This window comes from Amycolatopsis sp. (assembly GCF_036008905.1).
In the GTDB taxonomy this organism is placed as follows: Bacteria; Actinomycetota; Actinomycetes; order Mycobacteriales; family Pseudonocardiaceae; genus Amycolatopsis.
Window position 1 is genome coordinate 1 of sequence record NZ_DASYMU010000191.1, and the last position, 24,706, is coordinate 24,706.

Sequence of the window (24,706 nt, forward strand, 5' to 3'; positions counted from 1 at the left end):
GCCCTGCAGAACAACCTGAACTTCATCGCGGGCCAGCAGGCGAACCCGGACGCGCAGTCGGCCGCGAGGATCGCCAACCGCCAGGCGGTGGTGGACCTGATCCAGCAGCGGCGTGTGGTCGCGGAGTGCACGGCGAACGTCGTCGCGAACAACGGCCAGGCGGCGCAGGCCCCGGCTCAGGCGCCCGCGCAGCAGGCTCCGGCGCAGCAGGCCCCGGCCCAGCAGGCGCCTGCGCAGCAGCAGAACCAGAACGGTGCGGCCGCCGGTGACCAGGCCGGCGCGGGCGACGCGGCGGCGACGGGTGACGTGGTCTGCCCCGGCTCGACCGTGACGCTCTCGGGCGAGGCCGGTGCGCCGGCGGCGTCGAGCAACCAGTTCCCCGCGGGGACCAAGCTGAAGGTGACGAACCTCGACAACTCGAAGTCCACCACGGTGGCGGTGACCTCGGTGTCGGGCAGCTGCACGCTGCTCAACAACGAGGCCTTCGAACAGGTTCGGGAACCCGGAAAGTTCCTCATCCGGCGCGCGCGGATCGAGCGCGTCGGCTGAGGGAGCAGGGACGGAGGGGAGCACTGGCGGCGGGCTGGTGCTCCCTTCCCCGCCCTGATCACGCGACGAAGCCCCTCTGGCCACTGTGGACGGCCGGAGGGGCTTCGCGTCGTGCGTCAGCGGAAGCTGATCTGCAGCACCGGATCGCCGGTGCTGGCGAAGAAGTCGTTGCCCTTGTCGTCGATGACGATGAACGCGGGGAAGTCCTCGACCTCGATCTTCCAGACGGCTTCCATGCCGAGCTCGGCGTACTCGAGGACGTCGACCTTCTTGATGCAGTCCTGCGCCAGCCGCGCGGCCGGGCCGCCGATCGAACCCAGGTAGAAGCCGCCGTGCGTTTTGCAGGACTCGGTGACCTTCTTCGACCGGTTTCCCTTGGCCAGCATGACCATGGAGCCGCCCGCCGCCTGGAACTGCTCGACGTAGGAGTCCATCCGCCCGGCCGTGGTCGGGCCGAACGAACCCGACGCGTAGCCCTCGGGCGTCTTCGCCGGGCCGGCGTAGTACACCGGGTGGTCCTTCAGGTACTGCGGCATTTCCTCGCCCGCGTCGAGCCGCTCGGCGATCTTCGCGTGCGCGATGTCCCTCGCGACGACGAGCGTGCCCGTCAGCGACAGCCGCGTTTTCATCGGCAACGACGAGAGCTGCGCGCGGATCTCCGCCATCGGCCTGCCGAGGTCGACGGTCACGACCTCGTCGGTCAGCTCGTCTTCGGTGACGTCCGGCAGGAATTGGGCTGGGTTATCTTCCAGCTGCTCGATGAACACGCCGTCGGCGGTGATCTTCGCCTTCGCCTGCCTGTCCGCCGAGCACGACACCGCGATGCCGACCGGGCAGGACGCGCCGTGCCGCGGCAGGCGGATCACGCGCACGTCGTGGCAGAAGTACTTGCCGCCGAACTGCGCGCCGATGCCGAACTGCCGGGTCATCTCGAGCACCTGCTGCTCGAGGTCCACGTCACGGAAACCGTGGCCCAGCTCGGATCCCTCCTGCGGCAGGTCGTCGAGATACCGCGCCGAGGCGAGCTTCGCGACCTTCAGGTTGTACTCGGCCGACGTGCCGCCGACGACGATCGCGAGGTGGTACGGCGGGCAGGCCGCGGTGCCGAGGTTGCGCAGCTTCTCGTCGAGGAACCGCGCGAGCCGCTTCGGGTTCAGGACGGCTTTCGTTTCCTGGTAAAGGAAAGTCTTGTTCGCCGAGCCGCCGCCCTTGGCCATGAAGAGGAACTCGTAGCTCGGATCGCCTTCGCCATCCTTGTGATAGAGCTCGATCTGCGCCGGGAGGTTCGTCCCGGTGTTGCGCTCGTCCCAGAAGTTCACCGGCGCCATCTGCGAGTACCGCAGGTTCAGCTGCTGGTAGGCGTCGAAGATGCCCTGCGACAGCGCGCGCTCGTCGTCGCCACCGGTCAGCACGCCTTCGCTGCGCTTGCCGACGACGATGGCCGTGCCGGTGTCCTGGCACATCGGGAGCACCCCGCCGGCCGCGATCGCGGCGTTGCGGAGCAGGTCCATGGCGACGAACCGGTCGTTGCCGCTGGCCTCCGGGTCGTCCACGATCGCCCGCAGCTGCGCGAGATGTGACGTACGCAACAGGTGCTGGATATCGGAGATCGCCGTGCGCGCCAACAAGGTCAGCGCTTCGGGCTCCACTTCCAGGAACCTGCGCCCGGCCGCTTCGACGACGCGCACGCCTTCGGAGCTGACCAGCCGGTACTCGGTGTGGGTGTCCTTGCCGACGGGCAGGACCTCGGTATGGCGGAACGTGTTAGACACAGCGCGGGCTCCTTTGCACGCATTTGTAGAAGGCACAGCGCGTGCACCGACCGTACCCGCTAAGCAGCCGCGCAGGTCAGCCGGGCGTCGGCCCAGTCGGCGTGATCGAAGTTCTTGCCGTCGCCGCCGTCGGTGACCCGCAGGACCAGCGTCCGTGCCCCGGTGACGTCGGCTTTCGCTGGTATCGCGGGGTTCTTGCCGCGCAGCACGCCGCTGTCGTAGCGCACCTGACCGTCGGCGAGGACCTGGAAGGACACCGAGCCGTCCGACGTGGTTTCGTCGTCCAGACCGACCAGCGCGTCGAACGAAGTGCAGCCGCCGCCGAGGGAGAGGGTGACGTCGCTGGGCGCGTGGGTGCCGATTCCCTTGGCGTAGACGGTTCCGCCGATCGTCAGCGGGTTGCCGTCGCCGCCGGCGAGGTCGTTGTTGGACCGGTCACGCTCCACCGGCCCGTAGCCGTTGCTCTCGCCGTCGAAAGGCAGATCGCTGACGTACGGCGTCCCGCTCAGGGGCACCGTGACCCGCACGGCCTTTTCGACGTGCACCCGCCGCGTCCCGTCGCTGAATTCCGTGGCCAGCGGCACTTCCGTGGTGCCGAACGCGGTATCGGAGACCTTGAAGGTCCATGTCCCGGCGAGTTTCCCGCCCTGGCCGAGGCTGCGGGCCTTCACCGGCGCGCCGGTCACGGTCCAGCCCGCGGGGGCCTTCGGCGCGAGTTCGACGTCGCGGACCGTCCGCGGCGAGACCACGGTGAACTCGGCCGACACCGTGAAGGTCGCGCCACGCCGCAGGTCCAGCGGACCGGCCGGGTTCAGCGTGAGCGTGGTCTCGGGAACTCCGACGATCGGCTCGTAGCAGCTGGTCCGCCCCGGTCGCGCCGGGCACAGGACCGCCGCGAACCCGCCGTTCTTCGGCACCGCGACGGATAACGAGCGCAGCTTCGACGTCTCGTGCACGACGTCCGTCCGCTCGGCGCCGGGCGCGTCGTGGACGACGTCGGCCAGCCACTGCCCGCCGCCGAGCGCGCTCAGTGACGCGGTCAGGGTTTTCGCTTCACCCGCGGCGATCGCGCCGACGAACCAGCGGTCGCCACTGCGGCGGGCGAGCACGGCGTCCTGACCGGGGGAGCCGCCCAGCAACTCGGTCTGGTCCCAGACGGTCGGGACCTGGTTGAGGAACTTGAGCGCCTCCGGGTGGCTTTCGTAGGCCTCGGGCTTGTCGGCGAAATGCTGCCAGCCCGACTCGAAAGCCACCGACAGCGCGACTTCATGCGCGATCGAGGCCTGCTTGATGCCGACGTCCAAGGCCACGGGCGTGAAGTCCATCGAGCCGACGACGTCGCGGGTGAAGGTCTGGATGGGGTTCCCGGCCGGCGGTGGCTGGTTTTCGGTGCCACGGACGGCTTCCATCGTCATGATGTGCGGCCAGGTCCGGGCGAGGCCGTGCGGGATGGTGGCGCCGTGGAAGTTGACCATCAGCTTCAGCGCGGCAGTGTCGGCGAGGGTTTCGTCGTACCACTGGAATCGCGCCTGGCTGTCGGATTCCATGAAGTCGATCTTGACGCCCTTGACGCCCCAGCTCTTCACGAGCGGCAGCACGGTTTGGCGCTTTTCCTTGGTGTCCAAGGCAGTCCAGTGGAACCACAAAAGGATGTCGACGCCCTTCGCGCGGGCGTAACGGGTGAGCTCGGGCACCCACTGCGTGCTCCAGCCCTCGTCGACGAGCACGTACGGCCAGCCGTTGGCGGCGGCGAAGTCGACGTAGTCCTTCTGGCGCTCGAAGTCGCGCGGGCTGGAGTTCTCGCTCAGCCACGACCAGGCGACCTTGCCGGGGTGGATCCAGGAGGTGTCGGTGAACTCGGCGGGGTCGGCGAGATCGTCGACGAGGGTCGATTCGGTGACCGTGGCGAGATCCCCGGCGATGACCGTGCGCCACGGCGTGGTGCCGGTGGACCGGACCTGGCTGTCGGCGAGTTGGACGGCGTACGTGTTCGAGCCGGTCGTGTGCCGCAGGCGGCTTCCGGAGTAGCGGCCGTCCACATTGGACTCGCTGAGGAGCACGAAGTCCTGCCCCGCCTGGAACAGCGACGGGTAGCCGAACTCGCCGGTGGCCGCGGAGTTCGCCGTGGTCTGGACGCGCTGGTTCTCGTACTGGGCGTTGTAGGGGAGGAGCCACGCGGGAGCGTTGGCGGGCACGGTGAACGACGACGCCTCGCCGGTCACCGTGGCGCTGCCGGGGAGTTCGTAGCGGTACGCGACACCGTCCGGGGCCAGCCGGACCACGATGTCCAGGCGGGCGTTGCCGTCGCCGGTGAAGGAGAAGCGGGATTCGGACATCCGCACCGAGCGGTCGAGGCGTTTGCCGGTGGTCATGCGGTAGTGCTCGTTCACCTGGCGGTTCTTCGTGGACGTGAGCCGAAGGCCACGGGTGAGGTCACCGTCAGTGGTTTTGAGGCCAAGCGCGCTGGTGGTGAGCTGCTGCCCGCCCTTGCCGGTGACCGACAGTGAGACCGCGCCGGCCGGATCGACGCTCAGCGCGGCACCGACCTGTGAAGACCGGCTGGGGATCACGTAAGTCCCTGAGTGTGGCGCAGCACTGGCGACGGCTGGTGACAGTGACAGGGCCAAGCCCGCTGTCAGCGTCAGGGCAAGCGTTCGGCGGGCATTCGGACGTCGGCACTGACGCATCGGCTACTCCCAGGCGGCGACCACGGCGGTGGGGTTTTGAGTTGCCTTCTGATGCTTGCTGATGGTTTTGTGCCGATCAAGGCCAAAACAGGACAGAAACGCCTGCTCGACCAGGCTTGTCCATGTTCAGTCTTGTTCGATCGTCGCATCGTGAACGCACTGAAGGGACCTCTCGTGCGAGAGGTCCCTTCAGTGCGAAAGCGCCAAGTGGTCGGAAGGCCGGGTCCACCCCGACGGACCCGACCTTCCGGGGAAAGCGGTCCAGGTGCGAACACCCGACCGCGAAGCTCATGCCTGGCTTGCGCTCGAGAACCGCTTTTCAGTCACCCTCGACCGTCTCGTGCGCCAGGTCATAAGTCAACGCTGCCGAACGGGTGTTCCTTACCGTGAGCAACTGTTAACTGGCGTACGCGCGGAGCCGTTCCGCACGCTCTCCCTGGCGGAGCTTCGACATGACCTCGCGCTCGATCTGGCGGACGCGCTCGCGGGACAGCCCGAAGTGCTTGCCGATCTGGTCGAGCGTGCGCGGCTGGCCGTCGTCCAGGCCGTAGCGCAGCCGGATGACGTGCTGCTCGCGGTCGTCCAGCGTCGACAGGACACGACGGAGGTCGTCCTGCAGGAGCCCGGAGATGACCGCGCTTTCGGCGTCGGTCGCCTCGGAGTCCTCGATGAAGTCGCCCAGTGGGGCGTCTTCCTCGGTACCGACCGGCATGTCCAGGCTTACCGGGTCACGCGCGTGGTCGAGCAGGTTGGAGATCTTCTCCGCCGGGATGCCGGACTCCGCGGCCAGCTCGTCGTGCGTGGCCTCGCGGCCGAGCTGCTGGTGCAGGTCACGCTTGATCCTGGCCAGCTTGTTGACCTGCTCCACCAGGTGCACCGGGAGCCGGATGGTGCGTCCCTGGTCGGCCATCCCCCTGGTGATGGCCTGGCGGATCCACCAGGTGGCGTAGGTCGAGAACTTGAACCCCTTGGAGTAGTCGAACTTCTCCACCGCGCGGATCAGACCCAGGTTCCCCTCCTGGATCAGGTCGAGCAGTGGCATGCCCCGGCCCGTGTAGCGCTTCGCCAGCGACACCACGAGGCGCAGGTTGGCCTCGAGCAGGTGGTTCTTGGCGACGTGCCCGTCACGGACGAGTGCGGACATCTCGGAGCGACGCTTCGGCGTCAGCTTCTCGGCGGTGTCCAGCACATGCTGGGCGAAAACCCCGGCTTCGATGCGCTTGGCCAGCTCGACCTCGTCGGCGGCGGTGAGCAGCGCTGTCTTGCCGATCCCGTTGAGGTAGACCCGCACCAGGTCGGCGGCGGGGCTTTGCGCGTCGAGGTCAGCGTCTCCCAGCAGAACCGGTCCGTCGGAATCTTCTGTAGACTGCGAAGGAATGGTGCGCTGCCGAATTCCCCGGGCCTCGCGTTCGAGAGTCTGTACTGACATTGTTCCTCCCCGGTCACGGGCTTGACTGCGCTGTTGGATGAACACCGTGTGGCGCGTCATGCCTGATCACTTGGCCCCCGCTCCGCCGAGCCTGTGGAACTCGGTGAGGCGGGTCCAGCTTGCTGGCTGGATATCTGGTTCAACGCCGGGGTTTGCGATTTCGTTCCCGGCGTCTCACATAAGAAAAGACGGCCCTGACCGGGGAATGGTTGCTCCAGTGAAGCTGAGTTTTCCCTGAGAGAAACACCGTGCTGAGAAAGTCGGCCACGAACTGAAAAACTTTCAGCGTGGCTCGGGGAATAAAGTCAGACCTCCACCAAAAGAGTGAACGGCCCGTCATTCACGCTGCGTACGGCCATCATCGCGCCGAAGCGTCCCGTCTCCACAGTTGCGCCCCTGTCCCGTAACGCGGCCACGACGGCTGTGACGAGCGGCTCAGCGACCTCCGGCCGGGCCGCGGAGTTCCACGACGGACGGCGTCCTTTGCGCGTATCTCCGTAAAGAGTGAACTGGCTCACCACGAGTAGTGGCGCGTTCACCGTGGCGCATGACTCTTCCCCGGGAAGGATGCGGAGTTCGTGCAGTTTCCGCGCCATTGTCGAGCACTTCGCGAGGTCGTCGTCCACGTGGATTCCCAGCAGTACCAGTAAGCCGGGCTCGGTCAGCGCGCCGACGACCTCGTCGCCGACGGTCACGCTCGCTTCGGTGACCCTGGCCGCGACCGCCCTCATCGCTCCGCCGGCACGAGCATCCCGTGCCGGACCAGCTCCCGCACCACGGGCAGCGCCGCCGCCGTGAGCTCTTCCGCGGACACGCCCTGTGCGGCCGCGAGCAGTTCGATCAGGTCCTCCAGGGGCAACGCGCCTTGGCAGCCCGCCAGCAAACGCGAGGCGAGCTCGTCGACCTCGTGCTGCCAGCCGGGACCGTCGGTGCGGTGCAGGCGGCGGATGGTGGTCCGCCAGCCCTCGTCGCCCGGCTCGCCGACGCTCTCCAGCAACACCGTCGGCGGCACCTGGAACCGGACATCGAGCAACGAACTGCCGTTGTCCCGCAACCAGCTGACCCTGTCGAGCCAGCCGCCCGCCTCCGCGCCCAACGGGTCGTCGTAGGCCTGGCGGAGGTCTTCACACACGACAGTCGGCGTCTTGCCGCCCGCGCGGCGCAGCGTCACGAACCCGAAACCGACGCCGTCGACCTTGTTCTCGTCGAACCAGTCCAACCAGGCTGCCGACTTCACGCGGCCCTCCGGCGAACGCGGGTCGATCCCGGCGTCGCGCAGCCACGTGCCGACGTAGAGGCCGGGGTCGGCGATGTCACGCTGCACGAACCACGCGTCGGTCGCCGCGGGCAGCCAGCGGGCGACCCTGTCCGCCCAGTCCTCGCCGTCGACGTGCAGCCAGGACGCGAGCAGCTGGCCGACGCCGCCGTCGTTGAGGAAGCCCGGCAGCTGCCGCACCACGAGCGCGCTCGCGTCGTCCCCGGCCAGCCCGGAGTCGCGGTAGGTGTAGTCGACGCGCGGCGGCCCGACGACGAACGGCGGGTTGCACACGATCTGGTCGAAACGCCGGCGCGCGACCGGCGCGAACCACTCGCCCTGGAGCAGCTCGACGTCGAGCTCGTTGAGCCGGAAGGTGGCCGCGGCCAGCGCGAGCGCTCGCTTCGAGAGATCCGTCGCGGTGACGCGGTCCGCGTGCCGGGTCGCGTGCAGCGCCTGGACGCCGTTGCCGGTCCCCAGATCCAGCAGGGAGCCCACCTTGCGCCGGGTGGTCGCCCGGATCAGGTTCAGCGACGCGTGGCCCACACCGAGGACGTGGTCCTCGCCGACGGGGTGCCCGAGCAGTTCGGCGTCGAGATCGGACAGAACCCACCAAGTGCCTTCGTCGTCGCCGTGCGGGCGCAGATCCAGCCCGGCGCGCAGGCGTTCACCGTGTCCTTGAACAGAGTCACCTCCCTTGAGCAGGCCGGCGGCCAGCGCGTCGTCGATCGACAGCGGCTTCAAGGCGGCGGCGACCGCGTCACGCGGCTCGGCCTCGCCCAGCAGGAACAGGCGGATCAGCGTGCCGAGCTCGCCCGCGTCACGGCTGGCCCTGTCCGCCAGTTCGGGTTCGCCCCGGCCGAGCGCGGCGTTCGCGGCGCCACCGAGGGTGTCCAGCACGCCGTCGGGGCTGTATCCGGTGCGCGACAGCGCCTCCCGCAGGCGGGCGCAGATGTCGGCGGAGAATTCGGGAAGATCGGTGCTCACGGTGGGTAATGCTGCCACGACGCCGGAACGCGCCCGGGGCCGCTCGCTATGTTGACCCGATGTCTTCGGGTCAAGTACCGCTGTGGGTGCCGATAATGGTCGGTGTACTGGGTTTCGCCGGGGTCATCTCCGCGCAGCTGATCGTCGGGCGGCGCGAGGAACGGCGGTGGCGCCGCGAACTCGTGCGCGAGCGGGAGAACCGCAGCCACGAGGAACGCGCGGCCGGGTACGCCCAGGTCATCGGCGCGATCGAAGCGCTCGACACCGTGCAGTTCGAAGCCAAGCGGGCGGCCGGTGTACTGGACGAGCATCTCAGCGCGGACCTCCGCCAGCTCACCTCGACGCTGCGCAACAACCTCGGCGTGGTCAATCTCCAGGCCCCGGAACGGATCAGGGTCATGTTGAGCGGGGCGATCCTGCCCCGGCTGACCTTGTCGAGGTTGCTGCTCGGGGACGAGTTTCGCCAGGAGGACCCCACTCTGTGGGAGACCAGTCAGCGCGAATACCGCGCCCTGCGCGCCGAAATGCGGCGGGACCTCGGGATGGACGCCGAGGACCTGTGACCGGGCCGCTGTGATCAGATGAAGAGGTGACCGCCGACCATCGGAGCCGTGTGCTCGCTCCTCTCGAAGCCGAACTGCCCGATCTCGAAGCCCTGTACGTGGATCTGCACCGCCATCCCGAGCTGGCCTTCGCCGAGACGAGGACCGCGGGTGAACTCGCGCGCCGGCTCGAAGCGAGCGGTTACGAGGTGCACACCGGCATCGGGCGCACCGGCGTCCTCGGCGTGCTTCGCAACGGTCCCGGCCCGACGGTGATGCTGCGCGCGGACATCGACGCGCTGCCCGTCGAGGAGAAGACCGGGCTCGAGTACGCGAGCACCGCGAAGGGCGTCGACGCCGGAGGCAACGAAGTCCCGGTGATGCACGCGTGCGGGCACGACATGCACGCCACCTGGCTTTCCGGCGCGGCGGACCTCCTCGCGCGGGGACGTGCCGAGTGGTCGGGAACCCTGCTCGCGGTGTTCCAGCCCGCCGAAGAGGTCGGCGACGGCGCGCTCGGCATGCTCCGCGACGGCGTGTTCGGCCACGCCGGCGCGCCCGACGTCGTGCTCGGCCAGCATCTCGTCCCCGGCCCGGCGGGCTGGGTGCTGACCAGGCCCGGCGTCATCATGGCCGCGACCGACGTGCTGCGGATCGTGCTCCACGGCCGCGGCGGCCACAGCTCGCGCCCCGAGACCACGGTGGACCCCGCGGTGCTCGCCGCGCACGTCATCCTGCGGCTGCAGACGATCGTGTCCCGCGAGATCTCCGCCACCGAGTCCGCCGTCGTCACGGTGTCGACAGTGCACGTGGGCACGGTGAACAACGTCATCGCCGACCACGCGACGCTGGAGGTCAACGTCCGCACCTTCGACGAGCAGGTGCGGACGAAGGTGCTCGCCGCGGTCGAACGGATCGTGCAGGGCGAAGCAGCCACAGCCGGCTCGCCGAAGCCGCCGGAGATCGCCCGCATCGGCAGCTTCGGCGTCACGTCCAACGACGACGCCGTGTCGGCCGAGCTGACCGAGGCGTTCGGCGAGCACTTCGGCGCGGACCGCACGATGGAAGCGCCGCTGGTCACCGGCAGCGAGGACTTCAGCGAGTTCGGCAAGTCCGCCGGTGTGCCCTCGGTGTTCTGGCTGGTCGGCGGAGTCGACGCGCAGACCGTGCTGACGGCCATCGCCGCCGGCCGGTTCGAACAGGACATCCCGTCCAACCATTCGCCGCTGTTCGCCCCGGTGATCCACCCCACGCTGCGGACCGGCGTCGAGACGCTTGTCGTCGGTGCGCTGCGGAAACTCTCCGCCCCAGCCGTCGCATGAGCCCGGGAAGTGAGAGCATGGTGAACGGAGGTGGTGTCGTGCATACGCCCGCCAATGACCCGGAACCGCAGGATGTGGCTCCGGTGCTGATCACCGCAGCCGAACCGTCGTACGAAGAGCAACTCGCCGCGCGCAAGCGCAAGTACATGCTGATGATGGGGATCCGGATCCCGTGCCTGATCCTGGCCGGGATCTTCCACGACACCTGGTGGCTCGCGCTCGCCTTCGTGGCGATCTCCGTGCCGCTGCCGTGGATGGCGGTGCTCATCGCCAACGACCGGCCGCCGCGGAAGGCCGAAGAGGTCAACCGCTATGAGCGCGAGCCCACGCTGATCGAGAACGACAACCACCGCGTCATCGACGGCTAGCCCACCCGGGAGAAAGTGTCGACACTTTCCCCGGGAGGGGCTGGTGGTCAGGGCTGGGGGCCGACCTTGCCCACGGCGAGGCTGCCCAGCCGGACACCGGCGCGCAGAGCGTCCACAGTGGACCCACCGGCGAGCCAGGACGACAGGACGCCCGCGTTGAAGGCGTCTCCCGCGCCGGTGCTGTCGACGCATTCCACGACTTCGGCGGGCACGGTCGTGACGCCGTCGGTGTCGACCCAGCTCGCGCCGCCCGTCCCGGCGGTGACGACCACGGCGCCGACGATCTCGAGGAGTTCCTTCGCCGCCAGCGGATCCGCGGATCCGGTCAGTGCCACCAGTTCCTCGGTGTTGGGCAGGAGCAGGTCCACGCCGCGGACGTCGGCCAGGAACGCCGCCGGATCGTGGATGTGCGCGGCCGCTTGCGGGTCGACCGACGTCGTCAGTCCGGCCGCTTTCGCCGCGGCCAGCGCGGCGAGACCGGCGGGCCGCGACGACGGGTCGAGCAGGACGTAACCCGACAGGTGCAGGTGCTTCGCGCCCACGAGCACCGCGGGATCGACGTCGTCAGGGGAGAAGCGCGCGTTGGCGCCGCGGTCGGCGAGCATGCTGCGCTGGCCATCGGTGTCCACGAGCACGACGACACAGAACGTCGCCGCCTCGGGGTCCAGCGCCAGCGCGCAGCGCACCCCGGCCGCTTCGAGTTCGGTGCGGATGAGCCGCCCGCCCGAGTCGTCGCCGACCCGCGCGATCAGCGTGGGCTCGACACCGAGGGAAGCCAGCCACAGCGCGGTGTTCGCGCCCGCGCCGCCGCCGGTGAACCGTACCTTCGCCCGGACGTCGCCGCCGTGGACGATCGGCCCGGCGTGCTGCGCGACGACGTCGAGCCCGGCGTCACCTACGACGACAATGCTCATACCGCGAGCTCCACGGCGACCTCGGCCGCGAGCTTCGCGTTGGACAGCACCAGCGCTTCGTTGGCGTCCAGGCTCACGCCGCCGCTCGCGGTGTGGAAGTGCTCCAGCAGCGCGGGCGTGACGTCAGAGCCGTGGATGTCCTTGGTGCGCAACAACTCCAGGCCGTCAGCGAGGAGCCGGTCGTGCAGCTCCCTGTCCATTTCGGACTCTTTGGGGATCGGGTTCGCCAGCAGCACGCCGGAACTCGCCTGCAGCCGGTGCGCCGCGACGACGGCCGCCGCCTGCTTTGGATCGTCGACGCGCCAGGGCACCGGCAGCCCGGAGGATCGGAGGTAGAACGCGGGGAAGTGGCTGGTGCGGTAACCGAGCACGGGCACGGAGTTCGTCTCCAGCACCTCGAGGGTGGCCGCGATGTCGAGCACGGACTTCACCCCGGAACACACCACGAGCGTCGACACCCTGGCCAGCACACCGAGGTCAGCCGAGACGTCCCAGGTGGCCGACGCGTTGAGGTGCACCCCGCCGAGACCGCCGGTGGCGAACACGCCGATCCCGGCCGCCGAAGCCAGCGAAGCGGTGCTGGCCACCGTGGTGGCGCCGGACCGGCCGAGGCCGATCGCGGGGCCGAGGTCACGCAGGGACAGCTTGTCCAGGTCGGCGCCCGGTGCGCAGACGCGCTCCAGTTCGGCGGAGGAGAGGCCGACGACGGGCCGTCCGTCCAGCACGGCGATCGTGGCCGGGATCGCACCCGCGTCCCGCACGACCTTTTCGAGGCGATGGGCCACCTCGAGGTTGCGGCCCGGGGGCAGGCCGTGCGAGAGGATCGTGCTTTCCAGCGCCACGACGGGTTGGCCGTTCCGCAGCGCTTCGGCGACTTCTTCGGCGAGGGTGATCGGGGATTGCGTAGTCACGAGGGGACATCTTCATTGATCGTCCGGCACCCCGCGAAGGCGGGTCAGGGGTCGTGAGTGGCTACGAGTGTTAGAACACTGTTACGCACTCACGAGGGGTGCTGGGTCGGGAGGTTGCGGCTGGTGGTGGTCACCGTTAGCCGTGCTTGGGTCCTGGGGGCACGGCTGGGTTGGTGGTTGGGCGGTGTCAGTCGAAGATGCCTCGGGGTTTGGCCATCTCATGTAGCCAGCCCTCGATCTGCGGCTCCCACTTCACCCGCTCGATGGCGGCGTGGTCCAGCTTGAACAGGCCGAGGAACTCCTGCCCGCGCCCGCCGAAGCCGCCGGTCTTGCTGACCCGGACGCGCTTGGTCACCTCAAGCACGACCTGCGTCTCCGCCGGAGACGACAGGAAGGTGACCGCCACCGAGGTGAACACCGGCGCGAAGCGTGGCGAAGGGGCGAAGCGGATCTCCTGGAAGAACGGCAGCTGCTGGAGCGCGCCGTTGATACGGCCCCGCTCCAGCGCGGCGCCGGTGAAGGTGAACCCGATCCGGGCGAAGGCGTCGAGGATCCGCTTCTGCGCGGGCAGCGGTTCGATCGCGGCGCTGTCGACGTCCTGTGGGTCGGTGACCGTGGCGGACAGGTCGAGATTGGTCTGCAGGCCGACCGCGATCCCGGCCAGCGGCTTGCCGAACACACTCGAAACGGGCGTTTCCCAGGGCAGCGGCATCTCGAACGGGATGCGGACCTCCTGGCCCGGCCGGATGGTTTCACTCCCGACGAGCTGCTGGCTGCCGAACGAGAGGTCTTCGGTCTTGTCCGTGCCGGGGACGTCCACGCGGGCGAGCAGCGTGACCGACAGGGCGTTGATCTCCTGATCGACTTCGCCGCCGAGCAGGAGAACCTCACCGCGCAGCGGGCGCCCCGGGGTCACCGAACGATCCACCAGGCGGGCGTCGATCCGCGCGCCGCCGGAGCCGAAGCTCGCGAGCACCTTCTGGAACATGCGGGAGATCCTGCCAGCTCCCTGCGGCGTCCACCGGCATTTGAGGCATTATGTAGGGCGTGAGTACACAAACTTTGCCGGAACTCGACACCCGGCCCGAGGGTACCGACGCCACTGACGACGACTCTCCCAAGATGTTCCACTACGTGCGCAAGGCCAAGATCGCCGAGAGCGCGGTCATGGGCACGCACGTCGTGGCACTCTGCGGCGAGGTCTTCCCGGTGACGAAGTCCGCGAAGCCCGGTTCGCCGGTCTGCCCGGACTGCAAGAAGATCTACGAAGGTCTTCGCCCCGGCGAGTAAGCCCGTGTGAAAATCATTCACATGGTGGTGACCAATCCCGTGGATCACTGGTAAGCACTACAACGCCAGCGAAACCCACCGGCTTGGAGCTTCCATGCGTAGAACCTCGGTCCTGCTCGCGTTCGTGGCGATGATCGCCGCCCTGTCGCCTTCAGTGGCGCAAGCGGCGGGAACGTGGACGCCGATCGGATCGGACGTGGCCAGGCCGCTCGACGAAAGTCAGGGCCTGGCCACCGTCGTCCGCGGCGGTACCACGACCATCCGCTACACCGGCATCGGCACGGTCCCGGCGGACCTGTCCTCGCGGGGCTGGAACCACGTCGGTGACCCCGGATCGGCGCTCGGTTACTACGTCGAGCCGTACCAGCGTGACGACAGGGGAGCGAAGCTCTTCCGCGTCCAGGCGCCCGACGGCTCATGGGCCGGCTACACCCACGCGCTGGAATCCTGGGAAGCCAACAACAACTCGTTCGCCGCCGGCTCGCCGGACGGCCGTTGGCTGGTCGCGGGCGAATACGGGACCATGGACAGGCTGTTGGTCCATCCGATGCCCGGTGTCGCGTTCACCGACCCGTCACGGAACCTCCCGTACGCCTCGGCGATCCGCCTCGACCACCCGGTCCGCGACGTCCAGGGGTGCGACTTCGCCAGTGAAACGCGTCTCCTGTGCTCGTCCGACGACCCGGAGGGCGCGCTGTTCGGCGTCACCAAGCCACTGCTCCAGGTAGACCTGGCAGGCAAGCTCAACGGCGGCGACGTCACCGGGCACGTCACGTCGCTGGGCCAGTTACCCCTGCAGAGCGCCTGCGGCGGCAGCTTCGAGGCCGAAGGCATCGACTTCGACGAGCGCGACGCCACCCTGCGGGTCGTGGTCGTCTCGCCGAGCATCTGCGCCGCCTTCGACAGCAAGACCTGGCGCCTACGCGAAAACTGACCCACGGCGGATCGCGAGGTGCGCGCCGGGAAGCGGTGGGCACGGACCCCCGTCCATGCCCACCGCCTTGGTGACGGACGTCGGTTACCCCGTGACGTCCGCGGGTTCGCGCGTCTCCGTGACCTCGGCCGGACGCTCGCGCAGGGCCCGCTTCGCCCTGCGGCGTTCCTTACGGCCCTCCACCATCGTGTAGAGCGTCGGCACCAGCACCAGGGTCAGCAGCGTGGAGCTCACCAGCCCGCCGATCACCACGATCGCCAGCGGCTGCCCGATGAACCCGCCCTGGCCGGTGACGCCGAGCGCCATCGGGACCAGCGCGAAGATCGTCGCCGCCGCGGTCATCAGGATCGGCCGGAGCCGCCGCCTGCCGCCTTCCACCACCGCGTCCTGGACGCTCATGCCGTCGGCGCGGTACTGGTTGACCAGGTCGATCAGCACGATCGCGTTGGTCACCACGATCCCGACGAGCATCAGCATCCCGATCAGCGCCGGCAGGCCGAGCGCGGTCCCGGTCGCCAGGAGCAGGCCGATCGCGCCGGTCGCCGCGAACGGGATCGACACCAGCAGGATCAGTGGCTGCACCAGGCTGCGGAAGGTCGCGACCATGATCAGGAACACGATCGCGATGGCGGCGAGCAGCGCGAGGAACAGGTTCCCGAAGGCCTTGCTCTGTTCCTGGCTGACCCCGCCGATCGAGTAGCTCGCGCCGCCGGTCAGCTGGAGCTTTTCCAGCTGTGCCTTGATCTCCGCGGTCGTCTTGGCCAGGTCCCCGCCGGTGCTCTTCGCGCTGACGGTGGTGCTCAGGTCGCTCCCGGTCCGCTTGACCGCGGTCGGCCCGTCCACAGTGGACACCTTGGCGACCTGGTCGAGCCGGACGATCCCGGTCGCCGCCGGCAGCGGCAGCGCGCTGATCGAAGCCACCGAAGTCGGTGCCGTTCCGGTGCGCAGCACGATGTCGGTCCGCACGCCGTCCACCGGCAGCTGGGTGACGGTGCTGCCGCCGATCGCCTGGTTGGCGATCTGCCCGATGGTCGTGACGCTGAGCCCGCGGGCCGCGGCGGCCCGCGGGTCCACCTCGACCTGGACGCGCGGTGAGCCTTTCGCCGAGTCGTTCGTGATCTCGGTCAGCCCGGCCACGCCCGACAGCGAGTTCTGCACCTGCTGCGCGGCGGGCATCAGCGCTTCCTCGGTCGGCGAGGTCACGAGTACTTCGACCTTGTCGGTGGAGAAGCCCTGCGAGTCGGCGCCGAACTTCAGCACGCCGATGCCGGGGATCCCGGACAGCTGGTTCTTCAGTTTGTCCTGCAGCGCCTGGATGTCGGTGTCCTTCTTGACCGTCACCGTGACACTCGTGGCCGTGCCGCCACCGAAGCCGAACGCCGCCGCGGCCGCGTTGCTGCCCACCTGTGCTTGGTAGGTAACGACTTCCGGGGACGCGGCGAGCGCGCGCTCGACCTCGCCGACGGCTTTTTCCTTGGCGGCGACGCTGGTTCCGGCCGGCAGCTCCTGCGACAGGCTGAGCGTGTTGCTGCCGCCGCTGCCGATGAAGTCCGTCTTCAGCTGGCCCGCGAGGAAGCCGGTCCCGGCGAAGATGACGATCGCCGCGAGCACGACGGTCAGCCGCCGCTTGGTCGCGAACCGGATCACCGGCACGTAGGCGCGCTGGATCCAGCTCTTGCGTTCCTTCTCCACCGCGAGTTCCAGCGCTGCCGCGGCTTCGGCCGCGTTGGCCGACTTCGGCTGCTTCAGGAACCAGAAGGCGAGCACCGGCACCACGGTGAGCGACACCAGCAGCGACGCGAGCAGCGCCACGGTCACGGTCACCGAGAACGGCGTGAACAGCTCGCCCGCGAGACCGCCGACGAACGCGATCGGCAGGAACACCGCGACGGTCGTCAGCGTGGACGACGTCACCGCGCCGGCCACCTCACGGACGCCGGTGAGCACGGCGTGCTGTTTCTCCTCGCCGTACGCGAGATGTCGTTTGATGTTCTCCAGCACCACGATCGAGTCGTCCACCACCCGGCCGACCGCGATGGTGAGCGCGCCGAGGGTGAGCAGGTTCAGCGACAGGTCGCCGGTCCACAGCGCGATCAGCGCGACCACCACCGACAGCGGGATGGACACCGCGGTGACCAGCGTCGACCGCACCGAAAGCAGGAACAGCAGGATCACGATGACCGCGAACAGCAGTCCCAGCAGGCCTTCGGTGGTGAGCCCGCTGATGGCGTCCTGGATGGCCGGGCCCTGGTCGGACACCGTGGTGATCTCCGCGCCGATCTTCGTGCTCAACGCCGGCAGCAGGTCCTGCACTGCCTTCGAGATGGCGACCGCGCTCGCGTTGTCGACCATCGTGACCGACACGCCGAGGCTGGGCTTTCCGTTGGTGCGGGTGATCTCGGTGGCCGCGGCCTGGCCCGGCTCGACCGTCGCGATGTCCGAAAGCTTGACGGGCGCACCGCCGCCGCCGCGCGCGGCGGCGGGTGTCAGATAGAGGTCCCGCAGGCCCTGCACGGACGTCTGCGAGCCGCCGACCTGCACGGTCAGCGTGCGATCGGCCTCGGTGACGACACCGGCGGGCACGGAGACCCCGGCCGTCTGCAGGGTCTGCGCCAGCCCGGACGGGTCGATCCCGGCCGCGGCCACCTTCGCGTAGTCCAGCGTGATGGTGACCGTGGGCTTGGGCGCGCCGTTGACCGTCGCCTCGCGCACACCGTCGATCTTGCGGAGCTCGGGCACGACGTCGTTGGTCAGCCGCGTCGCCAGCTGCTGCTTGTCACCGGTGGTGCCGACGGCGAGCTGCACGACCGGGATGTCGTCAGTGCGCCCGGAAAGGACGCTGGGCCTGCTGTTGGCGGGCAGCCGGCCGGCGAGCCCGTTGACGGCCTGCTGGATCTTGGTCACCGACGCGTCGATGTCGGTGCCGAAGGCGAACTGCACGGCGACCGACGACGAGCCCTCCGACGACGTCGAGGTGATTTTCTCGACCCCGCTGAGCCCCTGGAGACTGGCCTGGATCGGCTCGCTGACCTGCTTGTCGACGACGTCGGGCGACGCGCCGGCATACGGCGTCACGACCACGGCCGTCGGGAGCTGCAGCGACGGGAACAGCTGCTGCTTGATCTTCGGCAGCGTCAGCACCCCGAACCCGATCAACAGGATCGCGAGCAGACCGATGAGACTTCGATTTCTCAGGCTGATCTTGGCCAGCACGGACATGATGTGGTTTCCCCCTCGGCAAAGAATGTGATGGGGACAGTTTCCACGATTGGGCTAACGGGCGGATTAACCCGCGGGTGGACGTGGGGTACGACTTAAGGATGACTTCCCGCGCCGGGCGGGGGTGGAGACTGGGTGGACTCCGACGGTTCGTGATCGACCGGTGCCTCACCGTTCTCACCGTTCGCACTGACCTCGGTGCCGGCGACGGTTTCAGGCTCGGTCTTGCGGGGCCGCAGCAGCGGGACGGTGTGGCGGTCCCAGAGCTTCTTGCCCTCTTCCGAGCGCAACCGTTCGTTGGCGCGTTCCATCTCGAGGCGCCGCCATTTGCGGCGCTGCCGCCGGGTCATCTTCGCCGGCCACAGCTCCTGGATCGCGCTGTTGAAGTACGCGCCGCCGACCACCGCGAGCCCGATGAAGAACATCAGCAGCAGGAAGGCGATCGGCGCGGCCAGCGCGCCGTAGGTGTAGCCGGTCTTGGTGATCCAGCTCAGGTAGATCCGCAGGCCGACGCTGGAGAGCAGGAAGATCACCATGGCGAGCACCGAGCCGGGCAGCCCGCGGTGCCACGGCAGCTTCCTTGGCAACGCCAGCTTGTACAGCGTCGCCAGCGCGAGGGTGATCACCACGGCCAGGATCGGGTAGTACAGCGTGCCGACCCAGTAGCTGACCGTCGGGCGCCAGCTGTCGGGGAAGAACTCCGGCAGCAGGTCCGGCCCGATCGCCACCAGCGGCAGGCCGATCACCAGTATCACCAGACCGGCCATGTAGAGCAGCAGCGCGAAGATCCGCTGCCACACCTCGTTGCGCACGCCGTACTGGGCGTGCGCCACGGTGATCGCGTCCACGAACGACGACATCGCCGACGAGCCGGCCCACAGCGAGATGACGAAGCCGACCGAGACGATCTCGCCCTTGCCGACGGTCAGGATGCTGTTGACGGTCGGCTCGATGATCTGCTCGACCGCGTTCGGGCTGAAGATCGTCTGGCTGAAGGTGATGATCTGGGTATGCACGGCGTCGACCACCGACGGGCCGAACCAGTCGCCGAAGAAGCCGAGGGCACCGAGCAGGCCCAGCAAGAGCGGCGGCAGAGAGAGCGTCTGCCAGAACGCGGCCTCGGCCGCTTCGGAGAAGATGTTGCCTTCCCACGCCTTGGCGAACGTGCGGCGGATCAAGCGCAGCGGGCCTTTACGGGCCACCCTTCGCGCGGGTACCCGTTCGGCGCCGTCCTCCGGCGCGTCGGCCATCTGCTCACTCATCCCAGCGCAAGCATGGTGCATTCGCGTGAATTTGGCGCGGCGCCCCGCGTGTAAGGGGGAGATCGGTCGTGAATCACCCGTGCCGGTGCCCGCGCCGCGGCGGAGCGGAAGGTAGACTGGGCTTAGCCGCCCTCACCCGTCCCGGCTAAGCCGCAGGGGCAGATCAGTGAGGGCTTTCGCACGTCAACACGCATGTCGATGCCGGGTCAAGACCCGCGAGAGGAGTTGGACCTTCCTTGTCGGAAACGGCCCAACACCAGGTGCTCGGCGCGCCGCCGGCGGAGAAGGATGCCACCGCCAGGCCACTGCGTGCCTGGCAGCGCCGCGCGCTGACGCGGTACCTGACGCAGAAACCGAAGGACTTCCTGGCGGTCGCGACGCCGGGCGCGGGCAAGACCGTCTTCGGTCTGCGCATCGCCGCCGAACTGCTCTCGGACCGCACGATCGAGTCGATCACGATCGTCACCCCGACCGAGCACCTGAAGCACCAGTGGGCCGAGGCCGCCGCCTTCGCCGGGATCGCGATCGATCCGAACTTCCGCAACGGCACCGGCGCGACGTCCTCGGACTTCCAGGGTGTCGCGGTGACCTATGCCCAGGTCGCGGCCCATCCGACGCTGCACCGCGTGCGCACGGAGAACCGCAAGACGCTGGTCATCCTCGACGAGATCCACCACGGTGGCGACGCGAAGTCCTGGGGTGACGCCGTCCGCGAGGCCTTCCACCCCGCGGTCCGCCGCCTCGCGCTGACCGGGACCCCGTTCCGGAGCGACGACTCGCAGATCCCGTTCATTACCTACGAACCCGATGCGGAAGGCCTGCTCCGCAGCAAGGCGGACCATTCCTACGGGTACGCTGACGCGCTGGCCGACGGCGTCGTCCGGCCGGTCGTCTTCCTCGCCTACTCGGGGGAGGCGTCGTGGCGCACCAGCGCGGGCGAGGAGTTCACCGCCCGCCTCGGCGAGCCGCTGACGGCGGAGCAGAACGCCCGCGCCTGGCGCACCGCGCTGGACCCGAGCGGCGAGTGGATCCCGGCCGTCCTGCAGGCCGCGGACACGCGGCTGAACCAGATGCGCGCCGGCGGCATCCCCGACGCGGGTGGCCTGGTCATCGCGTCGGACCAGGAGTCCGCCCGCGCGTACGCCAAGATCCTGCACCGGCTGTCCTGGACCGACGAGGAGCCGACGGTCGTCCTGTCCGACGACCCCGGGGCCTCGGGCCGGATCGCCGAGTTCGCCGCGTCGACCGACCGCTGGATGGTCGCGGTGCGGATGGTGTCCGAAGGCGTCGACGTCCCGCGGCTCGCCGTCGGGGTCTACGCCACGAGCGCGTCCACCCCGCTGTTCTTCGCCCAGGCGATCGGCCGGTTCGTGCGTTCGCGCAAGAAGGGCGAGACGGCGAGCGTCTTCGTCCCGAGCGTGCCCGTGCTGCTCGAACTCGCCAGTGAGCTGGAACAGCAGCGCGACCACGTGCTCGGCAAGCCTCATCGCGAGAAGGACGGCTGGGACGACGAACTGCTCGCCGCGGCCAACCGCACCGAGGACGAGCCTGGCGAAGAGGAGAAGGCGTTCACCTCGCTCGGTGCCTCCGCCGAGCTCGACCAGGTGATCTACGACGGCAACTCGTTCGGCACCGCGGTGTTCTCCGGCAGTGACGAAGAGCAGGAGTACCTCGGCCTGCCGGGGCTGCTCGAGCCGGAGCAGGTCCGCGCGCTGCTGCGCAAGCGCCAGAAGGAACAGCTCTCCGACGCCGACCGCCGCAAGCCGAAGGCCGACGAAGCCGCTCCGGTCGTGAAGCCGCAGACGGTGTCGCAGCGTTTGGGGGCTTTGCGCAAAGAACTCAACGCTTTGGTGGGGATGTACCATCACCGGACGCGAAAGCCCCATGGGGCGATCCACAACGACCTACGCAAGCAGTGCGGCGGACCGCCGACGGCGATGGCCACCGTGGAGCAACTGGAAGAGCGAATCGTCACTCTCCGTTCCTGGTAGGACCCTGAACGTCAGTCGTTCGGCCGGTTGCATCCCATGAGAACACCATGTTGCCAAACCGTGTCCATCTGAAGTGTCTTAATCGGTCCAGCCCCCTGGCGCGCGACGCCTGTCCGTCATATGTTGTCGCCCACAACATATGCGCGACGGAGCGCGATCCTCCCCGGGATCGCCGCCCCGCCGGCAGGACCCGGAAGGACCGAGGATGCGCACCAAAACCCTTACCCTCCTCGCCGTCGCAGCGAGTGCCAGCATGATTCTGGCCGGCTGTGGCGCCAACAGCACCCCTTCGGGGGGCACAGGGGACTCTGCTTCGGCTCCGGCGCCCAGCGGTGCCAATGGCACGGTGGGTGTGATTCTGCCCGAGACCGCGACCTCCGCCCGCTGGGAAGGCTTCGACAAGCCGATGCTCCAAACGGCCCTCACGGCCGAGGGATTCAGCGTCGACATCCAGAACGCGCAGGGTGACGTCCAGAAGTTCTCGACGCTGGCCGACGGCATGATCGCCAAGGGTGTCAAGGTCCTGATCATCGCCGCGATCAACGGTGAAGTGGGTGGCGCCGTCGCCGCGAAGGCGAAGGCCGCCGGCATCCCGACGATCGACTACGACCGCCTCAACCTCGGCGGCAGCTCGGACTACTACGTCTCGTTCGACAACGAGAAGGTCGGCGCACTGCAGGGCCAGGGTCTCGCGACCGCGCTCAAGGACAAGCCGGGCGCCACCGTCATCGAGATCGAAGGCGCGCCGACGGACAACAACGCGACGCTGTTCTACAACGGCCAGCAGACCGTCCTCAAGCCGCTGTACGCCGCGGGCACCCTGAAGCTCATCCGCAGCCAGCCGATCGACGATTGGGACAACCAGACGGGCGGCCAGGCCTTCGAGCAGATCCTGACCGGCGCCGGCGGTACGGTCGGCGGCGTCGTCGCGGCCAACGACGGTCTCGCGGGCGCGGTCATCACGGTCCTCAAGAAGAACGGCCTCAACGGCAAGGTGCCGGTGACCGGTCAGGACGCCACGGCCGACGGCCTGGCCGCGATCCTGAGCGGCGACCAGTACATGACCGTGTTCAAGCCGATCAAGCAGGAGGCCGAGGGCGCCGCCAAGCTGGCCTCCGCACTGGCCAAGGGTGACAAGGCCGCGGCCGACGCGCTCGCCACCGCGGTCTCCAAGGACCCGAAGGGCAACCGCGACGTCAAGTCGATCCTTCTCCAGCCGCAGCTGATCACCAAGGACAATGTCAAGACCGTGGTGACCGAGGGCTACGTCAAGGCGACCGAGTTCTGCACCGGTGCTGTCGCCGCCGTCTGCACCTCGCTCGGCATCTCCTGACGATTTCACTGTTCCACCCATGACCGCCGGGCTGGGATGTGTTCCCCGACAACGCATCCCAGCCCGGTATCCAGCCAGGAGACGTTTTATTCATGAGCGAACCCATTCTCGAAATCAAAGGCTTGAACAAGAGCTTCGGACCGGTCCACGTCCTCCACGACGTGGACTTCTCCGTGCGAGCCGGTGAAGTGACGGCGCTGGTCGGTGACAACGGTGCGGGCAAGTCCACCTTGGTGAAGTGCATCGCCGGGATCCACCCGTCGGACTCGGGCACGGTGACCTTCCAGGGCGAGCAGACGCACATCCGCGGGCCCAAGGACGCTGCCGACCTCGGCATCGAGGTCGTCTACCAGGACCTGGCGCTCGCCGACAACCTTGACATCGTGCAGAACATGTTCCTCGGCCGGGAACGCGGCAGCAAATGGCTGCTGGACGAAGCCAGCATGGAGAAGGCGGCACGGGAAACCCTCGCCTCGCTCTCCGTGCGGACCGTGAAGTCCGTGCGGACGCTCGTTTCCTCGCTGTCCGGTGGCCAGCGGCAGACCGTCGCCATCGCGAAGTCCGTGCTGTGGGACAGCAAGGTCGTGCTGCTGGACGAGCCGACCGCCGCACTCGGCGTGGCGCAGACCCGGCAGGTGCTGGACCTGGTGCGCAGACTGGCCGAGCAGGGTCTCGGCGTGGTGCTGATCAGCCACAACATGGCCGACGTCTTCGAGGTCGCCGACCGTATCGACGTGCTTTACCTCGGCCGGTTGGTCACCGAGGTGCACACCAAGGACGTAACGCACAACCAGGTCGTGGAACTGATCACCGCGGGCCGTTCGGGAGACCTCGGTCTCGCCCGCCCAGAGGCGGTTGTGCTGTGAGTGACGAGAAAGAACCGGTAATGACTGAGACACCTGCTCCAGCCGCTCCTCGGGAGACCAAAGAGGCGGCCGATGCCCGGATCGCTTCCGCGGCCATAGCGGACTTCGGCATCGACACCACCTCGATGTCCACCCGCGAAGCCGTCGGTGACTACTTCTCCCGGTTGAAGGCGGGCCAGCTCGGTTCGCTCCCCGCGCTGCTCGGCCTGCTCGTACTGGTGATCCTCTTCGCTTCGCTGTCGGACAGCTTCTTCACGCTGTACAACATCGCGAACCTCCTTTCCCAGGGCGCGGGCCAGACCATCATCGCCATGGGCATCGTGTTCGTGCTCCTGCTCGGTGAGATCGACCTTTCGGCCGGTACCGCCTCTGGTGTCTGCGGCGCCGTGATGGCACTGCACTTCGTGCGCAACGGCAACCTGCTCGGCTCCCTCGGCTCGGGCGTGTTCATCGCCTTCCTGGTGATCCTCGTGGTGGCCGTACTGCTTTCGGCGTACCTCCGGCTCTGGGTGGGGACCGCGCTCTCCGCGGTGGCCATCGTGATCGTGCTCTCCGGCGGGGCGGCCAACGCCTGGCTCGAGATGGTGCTCGCTGTCTGTGTCGGCACCGCGATCGGCTGTCTGACGGGGTTCCTCGTCTCCAAGATCGGGATGCCGTCGTTCGTCGTGACCCTGGCCCTGTTCCTGGTCTGGCAGGGCGTGATCCTGCAGTTCATCGGCCAGGGCGGCACGCTGGGCATCAGGACCTCGTCCGTGCTCAACGACGTCGCCAACGGCAACCTGTCGACGCTGAACAGCTGGCTGCTCTTCGTCATCGGTGCCGGTGGTTTCGGTGCGGTGGTACTCGGCAGGCACTTCTCCCGGCTCAGCCGTGGCCTGGTGACCCAGCCGACCCCGATCGTGCTGTTCAAGGTCGGCGGGGTGGCGCTGATCGGCGCGATCGCGACCTACCTGATGACCGTCAACCGCGCGCCCAACAGCAACATCGTCCTCTCCGGTGTGCCCTACGTCGTCCCGATCGTGCTCGCCCTGCTGACGCTCGGCACGTACGTCCTCAACCGCACTCAGTACGGCCG

The 24,706-nt window shown here is 68.5% G+C and carries 20 protein-coding genes; 10 read left to right on the forward strand and 10 right to left on the reverse strand.

All coding sequences use genetic code 11. The features are described 5' to 3' along the window. Nucleotides 1-549 (forward strand): hypothetical protein (locus VGP60_RS31675; protein WP_327551824.1); only part of this gene is annotated, 549 nt, incomplete at its 5' end. A gap of 116 nt (nt 550-665) precedes the next feature. Here VGP60_RS31675 and VGP60_RS31680 read toward each other — a convergent pair. The 5 genes from VGP60_RS31680 to VGP60_RS31700 form a co-directional block, all read right to left on the reverse strand. Then, the gene (locus tag VGP60_RS31680; RefSeq protein ID WP_327551825.1) at nt 666-2,321 is read right to left on the reverse strand and encodes a fumarate hydratase; all 1,656 of its coding nucleotides are present in this window, start codon (nt 2,319-2,321) and stop codon (nt 666-668) included. Nucleotides 2,322-2,380: 59 nt separating this feature from the next. Beyond that, on the reverse strand, nt 2,381-4,891 hold the full coding sequence (locus tag VGP60_RS31685) for a glycoside hydrolase family 97 catalytic domain-containing protein (protein WP_327551826.1): 2,511 nt from the start codon (nt 4,889-4,891) through the stop codon (nt 2,381-2,383). Nucleotides 4,892-5,405: 514 nt separating this feature from the next. Further along, nucleotides 5,406-6,437, reverse strand: coding sequence for a sigma-70 family RNA polymerase sigma factor (locus VGP60_RS31690; protein WP_327551827.1), 1,032 nt, complete (start codon nt 6,435-6,437; stop codon nt 5,406-5,408). Nucleotides 6,438-6,742: 305 nt separating this feature from the next. Further along, nucleotides 6,743-7,168 (reverse strand): D-aminoacyl-tRNA deacylase, encoded by a 426-nt coding sequence (dtd, locus tag VGP60_RS31695; RefSeq protein WP_327551828.1) that lies wholly within the window; start codon nt 7,166-7,168, stop codon nt 6,743-6,745. Continuing rightward, nucleotides 7,165-8,679 carry a DUF7059 domain-containing protein gene (locus VGP60_RS31700; RefSeq protein ID WP_327551829.1) on the reverse strand — a complete coding sequence of 505 codons (1,515 nt, stop codon included), beginning with the start codon at nt 8,677-8,679 and terminating at the stop codon, nt 7,165-7,167. Before VGP60_RS31700 ends, dtd begins: the two co-directional genes overlap by 4 nt. Before the next feature lie 59 nt (nt 8,680-8,738). Here VGP60_RS31700 and VGP60_RS31705 point away from each other — a divergent pair, with 59 nt between their 5' ends. The 3 genes from VGP60_RS31705 to VGP60_RS31715 are packed head-to-tail and all read left to right on the forward strand — an operon-like array spanning nt 8,739 to nt 10,911. Next, complete coding sequence (locus VGP60_RS31705) at nt 8,739-9,242, forward strand: hypothetical protein (RefSeq protein WP_327551830.1); 504 nt, start codon at nt 8,739-8,741, stop codon at nt 9,240-9,242. Between the two features lie 26 nt (nt 9,243-9,268). Next, nucleotides 9,269-10,543: an amidohydrolase gene (locus VGP60_RS31710; RefSeq protein WP_327551831.1), complete on the forward strand. Its 1,275-nt coding sequence runs from the start codon at nt 9,269-9,271 to the stop codon at nt 10,541-10,543. Nucleotides 10,544-10,560: 17 nt separating this feature from the next. After that, on the forward strand, nt 10,561-10,911 hold the full coding sequence (locus VGP60_RS31715) for a DUF3099 domain-containing protein (protein ID WP_327551832.1): 351 nt from the start codon (nt 10,561-10,563) through the stop codon (nt 10,909-10,911). A gap of 47 nt (nt 10,912-10,958) precedes the next feature. Here VGP60_RS31715 and VGP60_RS31720 read toward each other — a convergent pair whose 3' ends face one another. From VGP60_RS31720 to VGP60_RS31730, 3 genes are all read right to left on the reverse strand, one after another. Beyond that, nucleotides 10,959-11,825, reverse strand: coding sequence for a carbohydrate kinase family protein (locus VGP60_RS31720; RefSeq protein WP_327551833.1), 867 nt, complete (start codon nt 11,823-11,825; stop codon nt 10,959-10,961). After that, on the reverse strand, nt 11,822-12,736 hold the full coding sequence (locus tag VGP60_RS31725; protein ID WP_327551834.1) for a pseudouridine-5'-phosphate glycosidase: 915 nt from the start codon (nt 12,734-12,736) through the stop codon (nt 11,822-11,824). Before VGP60_RS31725 ends, VGP60_RS31720 begins: the two co-directional genes overlap by 4 nt. 187 nt (nt 12,737-12,923) lie before the next feature. Further along, entirely contained in the window at nt 12,924-13,724 is an 801-nt protein-coding gene (locus VGP60_RS31730) for a sporulation protein (protein ID WP_327551835.1), read from the reverse strand. 59 nt (nt 13,725-13,783) lie between these two features. Between VGP60_RS31730 and VGP60_RS31735 the strand changes: the two genes are divergently transcribed. Beyond that, nucleotides 13,784-14,026 (forward strand): DUF3039 domain-containing protein, encoded by a 243-nt coding sequence (locus tag VGP60_RS31735; protein WP_327551836.1) that lies wholly within the window; start codon nt 13,784-13,786, stop codon nt 14,024-14,026. A 94-nt stretch (nt 14,027-14,120) separates the two neighbouring features. After that, nucleotides 14,121-14,960, forward strand: coding sequence for a hypothetical protein (locus VGP60_RS31740; protein ID WP_327551837.1), 840 nt, complete (start codon nt 14,121-14,123; stop codon nt 14,958-14,960). 84 nt (nt 14,961-15,044) lie between these two features. Here VGP60_RS31740 and VGP60_RS31745 read toward each other — a convergent pair whose 3' ends face one another. Together VGP60_RS31745 and VGP60_RS31750 are read right to left on the reverse strand one after the other, a co-directional pair. After that, nucleotides 15,045-18,179, reverse strand: a complete 3,135-nt coding sequence (locus VGP60_RS31745; RefSeq protein WP_327551838.1) for an efflux RND transporter permease subunit — start codon at nt 18,177-18,179, stop codon at nt 15,045-15,047. A gap of 95 nt (nt 18,180-18,274) precedes the next feature. Continuing rightward, a complete protein-coding gene (locus VGP60_RS31750; RefSeq protein WP_414640435.1) occupies nt 18,275-19,441 on the reverse strand; it encodes a YihY/virulence factor BrkB family protein in 1,167 nt (388 codons plus the stop codon). Nucleotides 19,442-19,677: 236 nt separating this feature from the next. Here VGP60_RS31750 and VGP60_RS31755 point away from each other — a divergent pair, with 236 nt between their 5' ends. From VGP60_RS31755 to VGP60_RS31770, 4 genes are all read left to right on the forward strand, one after another. Then, complete coding sequence (locus VGP60_RS31755; RefSeq protein WP_327551839.1) at nt 19,678-21,432, forward strand: DEAD/DEAH box helicase; 1,755 nt, start codon at nt 19,678-19,680, stop codon at nt 21,430-21,432. Nucleotides 21,433-21,637: 205 nt separating this feature from the next. After that, nucleotides 21,638-22,765 (forward strand): sugar ABC transporter substrate-binding protein, encoded by a 1,128-nt coding sequence (locus VGP60_RS31760; RefSeq protein WP_327551840.1) that lies wholly within the window; start codon nt 21,638-21,640, stop codon nt 22,763-22,765. 92 nt (nt 22,766-22,857) lie between these two features. Beyond that, on the forward strand, nt 22,858-23,631 hold the full coding sequence (locus VGP60_RS31765) for an ATP-binding cassette domain-containing protein (protein ID WP_327551841.1): 774 nt from the start codon (nt 22,858-22,860) through the stop codon (nt 23,629-23,631). 20 nt (nt 23,632-23,651) lie between these two features. Continuing rightward, nucleotides 23,652-24,706: ABC transporter permease (locus VGP60_RS31770; RefSeq protein WP_327551842.1), on the forward strand; the 1,055-nt coding region annotated here is incomplete at its 3' end.